The following is a 6202-nucleotide window of genomic DNA, read 5'->3' as shown; positions in this document are numbered from 1 at the left end:
ATCTTATGGATAACAGCCGGATCCGTAATAGCCGCTTCTCGGATACCGCCGGGCGGCTGATGTACCGGCACAGCCGTTCGAGCTTCTTGCGTTCATCGGCCCTGGCCGCCACGCCGGCGTGCAGGCTGAACCCGGCTACCTTGCCAATCCCGTCACCGAACGGATCACCACTGGTCGGCAGAGTTTGCAAAGTGAACACCTTTCGCCCCGCCTGTGAACCGACAGCGATACGGTAAGTGATCGAGTGCCCCAGCAGGGGTGTCATCGGGTCGTCATCCACCGCATCCGAGGCCAGATAGCTGTTTTCGACATCCCGTTCCAGCAGGCCTTGCCGTTCCAGATAGCGACCCACCCGGTGGGCGATGGTGTGCGTCAGCTGGGTGAGCTCTGGGCTGGTCGGCGCCTTGACCCAGCGGAAACGCGCTGAGCCGTGGGATTGCTCGACATACACACCGTCGAGAAACAGCATGTGGAAGTGAACATTCAGATTGAGCGCCGATCCAAAACGCTGGATCAGGGTGACCGCGCCCGTCTTGGCCACTTGGTGGGTATGGCCCGCTTTCTTGACCAGGTGCGTGGCAATGACGCGGTAAACGATGCCCAGCACCCGCCCCATGATCTCGGGCCGGCTGGCAAACAGGAAACGCAGCTGAAACGGGAAACTCAACACCCACTGACGCATGGGTTGTTCAGGCAGTACTTCATCAACCAGCAAGGCGGCACTTTCGGCCATCCGCCGCGCCCCACAGCTCGGGCAGAAACCGCGACGCTTACAGCTGAAAGCGACCAGGTGCTCGGCGTGGCAAGACTCGCAGCGAACCCGTAGAAAGCCATGCTCCAGCCGCCCGCATTGGAGAAATTCTTCAAATTCCCGTTGCACATAGCCCGGCAATTCCTTTCCCTGCTCTGCCATAAGCGCAGCGAATGCCGGGTAATACTCGTCAACGATCTGATAGAGAAGGGTTTGCTCGGGTCGGTGGCTCTGGTAACGACCAGTATCCCGATCCCGGCTGGCCGTCCTGGCCGTCCTGGCCGCCACATGAGGCATGTTCCGCGTCCTTGCAATACTGTGTTTACATACAGTCTATCGCTTAGCGGAAAGTTCTTTTACCCTCAGCCGAAATGCCTGCCGTTGCTAGACATTGCCAGCCAGTGCCCGTCACTCCCACTCTATTGTAAACAAGACATTTTTATCTTTTATATTCAATGGCTTATTTTCCTGCTAATTGGTAATACCATGAAAAATACCATGCTCAGAAAAGGCTTAACAATATTTTGAAAAATTGCCTACTGAGCGCTGCCGCACAGCTCCATAGGCCGCTTTCCTGGCTTTGCTTCCAGATGTATGCTCTTCTGCTCCTGCAGCTAATGGATCACCGCAAACAGGTTACTCGCCTGGGGATTCCCTTTCGACCCGAGCATCCGTATGAGACTCATGCTCGATTAGCGGGCTTTAATACTACATCAAGTCTACAGGCGTGCCCAAAAACTGCTTTTACGCCCATGCGCTGACTGCAATTGTTGCACGAATGCGTGATGCTCCAGCAGAGGGTCGAACACCTTGATTCGCCCGGCCAGCGCTTCCAGCTGCTGAAGAGGAAAAGCACTCCGCCCGAGGGCGGAGTGCTGTCCTGAAGTATTATTGATTTACGAGAGCAGCTTTGGTGGCAAAACGCTTGGAAAAGCCGTTGAGTTTCAGCTTGAAATCATCTCCGGAGCGAAACTGGGCCTCGGTCATATGGGGTTGCTCGTGATCCTTGTACCATTCCGCGTACTCCTTGTGATCGGTACTTTGAACATCGTAATGGGTGGAGTACGTCCTGACATGGACGACCGGGTCCTTACCGCTCATATCAAACTCCATGAAGCGCATCCATCCATCTCCTATGCCGATTCCCAGGCCTGATTCGACCTTGCCGCCGGCGTCAATGGCGGTTTGGGCCCGACTCTGGTAGTCGGAAAGTAATTGCCAGACCGGATTGCCATGGGCATTGCTATCCATGCGGGTCGCCTGGCCGAGTTGATGGCCGCAAAGCACCAGGAAAATCTGGTCGTGCTGGCTAATAAACTTTTGCCATACCATTTCGGGGTTATTGTGAATGGGATCCACCACATGACCATCAATCACCGGATTGGCCTTTCGTTCACCGTCGGTGTTGAGGTAGTCGTGCGTGGACACAATGGTTGGCAGGCCCGGGTGTTTCTCCACCACGCCGGCGGCCCATTCCAGCGACGCGTTGGGGGCATCGAACTGGAGAGCGATATGGAGGAACCTGTAGCCTCCCGCCTCGAATATTTGAGCGCTGTCGGCGCCGCCATCGTTGTACTCCACGTACCAGGGTTTGTCCTTGAAAAATACCGAATTAGCGCCGAAGACAGACCGGAAATTGTCCAGGCCTCCGGGATGCAGCATGCCCAAAGTAGCTAGATCGTGGGGGTCGGGATTGGCAGACGGAGGATGATTGGCATCTGTCCACATGGCGTCGTAGTCATGATTTCCCGGTGCTACCGAAAACGGTACTTTGCCCGCAATCAGGGAAAAGCCTTCATGGGCCTTGGGCATTTCAACGGTTTTGGCCTTTTCCGTGGGAGCGAAGTGGCTATCCACAATGGGGTTAGGCGCAATCTTGAATCCCCGCGCCTTGTGATCTTCGTCCATGGACAAGGTCTGGTGTTGCCAGACATCCCCGAGGGAGGTGACGAAAGCGATGTCACCGCCCTGGCTTTCCAGGTTGTCCGCGATGTACTGCATCTGTTCTATGAAGAGCTTGTTGGCATCGAAGGGAAACCCTTCAGCTTTCTGGTGGGTATAGTCCAGGTAGTTCTGGGTATCCGGAATCACCGCGATGGTGAACGTTTTATCATCCGGTGAAGCCGCCAGAGACAGGGGTGCGGCGGTGGATACCGCGATAAATGAGGCAAGAATCCCGCTCTTGAGCGAGGCATTGATCATATTCATGAAATTGCTCCGTTTTGGGGTTGATCAGAAATTGACAGTGAACTCGGCGCGGACATTCTGGCGACTGCCGGCGATAAAGGTTGGAATGCCGAAATAATCACCCATGTTGCCTGCATCGACGATGTACTTTTCGTCAGTCAGGTTGTCGCCGACAATAGCCACCATCCAGGCTTCATCCGCACTGGTGTATGACAGGCGGGCGCTGAACAGTCCGAAGGCACCCTGGAATTCGTCGACCTTGGTGTCGGAGAATGCTGCGGGGGTTCGCTGCTGAAGAATTGCTTTGTCATTGTCGTCAAAAAAGAACATTTTTGACTGCCAGCTGTAAACCGGTGAGAACGCAATGACACCGGTTTGCAGCGGCCACTCGAAGCTGGCACCGACAGAAAACATGTGATCCGGGCTGTTACGGAAGCTGTTGTCCTTGTATGCGCCGGTACGCAATCTGGCCTTGTTGTAGCCGTAGCTGCCAAACAAACTCAAACTGTCAGTGGCCAGGTAATTAACCTGGGCTTCAAATCCGGTTGAGTCCGCCTCGCCGGCGTTGACGGTGACGAGTCGTCCCTCGACTGCCGCGAGGGTCTGGAAGTTTTCATATTCGTAATAGTAAATGGAGCTGTCACCGACGACACGGCCATCCAGCAGCTGGAACTTTATGCCAGTCTCCATGGACGTCAGCTCCTCTGTCGGGATAAGTGAAGAGGTGCCATTAGTATTCACGGTAACGACTTCCGGGCGTTTGCCCAGGCCGTAAACGGCATACCAGTTCAGGTTGGGTGTAATTTCATACCGAAGCCCGACCCTGCCTGTGGCTGTAGAGGAACTGTTCGAGTCGCTGTACTTTTGATTGCCTGGTGTGGGACCTAACAGTAATCCGCTCCCGGTCAGGCTGCTTACGCCATAGGGTGTCGTACCCTGGAGCGAAACCTCTTTCTTGTCCCATGTCATACGTCCCCCAATGAAAATCTCCAGATTATCGGTGAGGTTCGAGGTGACATCGGCAAAGAGGTCATAGGTTCTGATATCCGCATGGCGGACCTGTCGATCCAGGTGAAATGCTTTCAGAGAGTTCGCTGAGTCACCCAGCATGCTGTTAATCTCCGCGTTTGTTAGCCCGCGGGGCGCAAACGCCTGGAGTTGGCCAGTCAGCAGAAGTGACATGGCGCGCTCATCATATCCCATGTCCAAGCTCATATCGTTCTGGGCATCGAACACGCCAACGCCAACAAAACCGTTAAATGGACCAATGTCGGTGAAGTTTACACGTACTTCCTCGGAGAGTTGTTCTCCAGAGGCACACTGTTCGTAGGCGATGATATTGGTGGGAGTACCGTCGTTGTCGCCGGCCTGGCACGATTCAAACCATCGATAGCCGGTGATTGATGTGAGGGTAAACCGGTCGCTAATGGTGTATTCAGTGGTTCCGCTTACTCCCCTGATTTCACGCTCAAAATAGGATTTTGGCAGCTCCCCAAAGGTTTCAAGGTGAGTGGGAGTCCAGAAATCCAGATCGCCGATCACCTTGCCGGTGCTCTGGTCCAGCGGCAGAAACGTGCCTGATTTAAAGGGTACGCCGCCGCTGGTGTCATCGAGATCGTAGGTGGTGGAAAGATGAAAGCGTAGATCGTCGCTTGGTTCCCAAAGTACGCCCAGGCGGTAGGCCTCGGCGTTCACGGCGTTAAAACTGCCCGAACCGTCGCTGTCTTCCACGAAACCGTCCTTCTCCTTCGTCAATGCGCCAAACCTGACAGCCATAGTATCCGACAAGGGTGTATTGGCAACAGCCTGAACATGCTGATAACCATATTCTCCCAAGCCACCTTTGACTTCGAACACCTGTTCGAATAAAGGCTTCTTCTGGAAGATGGAGACGCCGCCATTCAGTGCGGATCTGCCGTGCAATGTGGATTGAGGCCCCTTTTCGACTTCGATGCGGTCTATATCGAAAAGCTCGCCATAAGAGGCGTTGGCATGGGTAACGGCCACGCCGTCCTGGAAAATCGCGACCCGAAGTTCGCTCTCCGGGTTGAGATCATCGGTAGTGATGCCCCGTATGGAAAACCCTGGACGGAACCTATCCTGAAGCTGCATCACGAACCCGGGAGTAAGTTCAGCGACCCTGTTCAGCTCGGAGCCGCCGATTTTCTCCAGAAACTCGCCGCTGTAGGCGCTCATTGCCATGGGAACATCGGTGATCTCCTGTTCTCTCTTCTGAGCAGTTACTACAATCACCTCCGTTATATTACTGGTGTTCGTGTTTGAGGGCTCACCGGTAGCGGCAAGTGCTGTTGCGGAAAGGGCAAACCCCAGGGGGCCGGGGAGCCATTTCAAGTTTTTCATGGTTGTGACCTCGTTGTGAGTAAAAAAAAGGGGGGGCATCCAATAACGATGCGATATAGTATCGTTATTGGATTGCAGAAGTTTGAAGGAAATATGACAACATGAAAGAAACAGGCTTTCCGGATTGTCCCGAAGGCGACACTGGACCAGCGGCGTAATATCCGGTCTGGCCAGTCGGGACTTCATTGTGGAATTGTCATAAACTTGAGCCTCGACTTCGTGTGAACAGGCCCTGAGAGTGAGTCTCTGACGATACGTGATGATATTGGAAAGAAGTGTCATTCGTATGACTCGACGGGAAGTGAAAGGAGTGCCCGAAAGTGACACAGTCTAGAGGACGCCCACGCAGCGCCGGGGTTGGCGATGCCATCAAGGCAGCGGCTTGGGAGTTGCTGGCGGAAAAAGGCTACGACAGCCTTACCATGGACGACGTCATCGCCAGCGCGGGATGCGGTAGAAATACCGTATATCGGCGCTACAGTAGTAAGCGGGAACTGATTCTGAGTTTATTCCAGGATATGTACCACGATGATCTGCCTGCCATGGGCCCCGATGATGACCCCCGCGAAGTGCTCATTGACTACACCGGGCGTATTGTCAGATTTCTTACGGGAACACCAGGCCAGGCCATGGTGAAGATACTCGAGGTGGTGCCTCGAAACCCCGAGTTGGCTGCGATAAGGCATCAGTATCGTCGCCAGTTCAGTGAAAAGCTGTATCAGCCCTTGAAGCGAATCAGCGCATTTACGCCGAGCCGGGAAGTGCTTGCGTTTGTCGAGGATACTCTTGCAGGAGCGCTCCATTATCACACCAGCGTCGTCAAGAGAGAACTGAGCGATCGGGAAATCAGCGGTATAGTCGATAGCATTGTCGGGAGTATAAGAAATATTAACGCTATGTACT

At 54.2% G+C, this 6202-nt stretch carries 5 protein-coding genes; 1 reads left to right on the top strand and 4 read right to left on the bottom strand.

Going from position 1 to position 6202, the window contains the following annotated elements:
- The 4 genes from ACX5KA_RS19625 to ACX5KA_RS19610 all read right to left on the bottom strand — a co-directional run.
- On the bottom strand, nucleotides 1-1048 hold a 1048-nt coding region (locus ACX5KA_RS19625), incomplete at its 3' end, for a transposase (protein ID WP_458732005.1).
- Nucleotides 1049-1470: 422 nt separating this feature from the next.
- Nucleotides 1471-1647 (bottom strand): DUF6880 family protein, encoded by a 177-nt coding sequence (locus tag ACX5KA_RS19620; RefSeq protein WP_353743853.1) that lies wholly within the window; start codon nucleotides 1645-1647, stop codon nucleotides 1471-1473.
- Complete coding sequence (locus tag ACX5KA_RS19615; protein ID WP_239241799.1) at nucleotides 1640-2959, bottom strand: metallophosphoesterase family protein; 1320 nt, start codon at nucleotides 2957-2959, stop codon at nucleotides 1640-1642. Before ACX5KA_RS19615 ends, ACX5KA_RS19620 begins: the two co-directional genes overlap by 8 nt.
- 24 nt (nucleotides 2960-2983) lie before the next feature.
- Entirely contained in the window at nucleotides 2984-5299 is a 2316-nt protein-coding gene (locus ACX5KA_RS19610; protein WP_458732004.1) for a TonB-dependent receptor, read from the bottom strand.
- Nucleotides 5300-5619: 320 nt separating this feature from the next.
- Between ACX5KA_RS19610 and ACX5KA_RS19605 the strand changes: the two genes are divergently transcribed.
- A partial coding sequence (locus ACX5KA_RS19605; protein WP_458732003.1) for a TetR/AcrR family transcriptional regulator occupies nucleotides 5620-6202 on the top strand: 583 nt, incomplete at its 3' end.

It is taken from the genome of Alteromonas alvinellae (assembly GCF_902705805.1).
This window is presented reverse-complemented; position numbering and strand designations above follow the sequence as displayed.

Bases quoted from the DNA above. Each gene is read 5' to 3' on its own strand.
- ACX5KA_RS19615 (WP_239241799.1), bottom strand. From the start codon at position 2,959: ATGAATATGATCAATGCCTCGCTCAAGAGCGGGATTCTTGCCTCATTT.
- ACX5KA_RS19610 (WP_458732004.1), bottom strand. From the start codon at position 5,299: ATGAAAAACTTGAAATGGCTCCCCGGCCCCCTGGGGTTTGCCCTTTCC.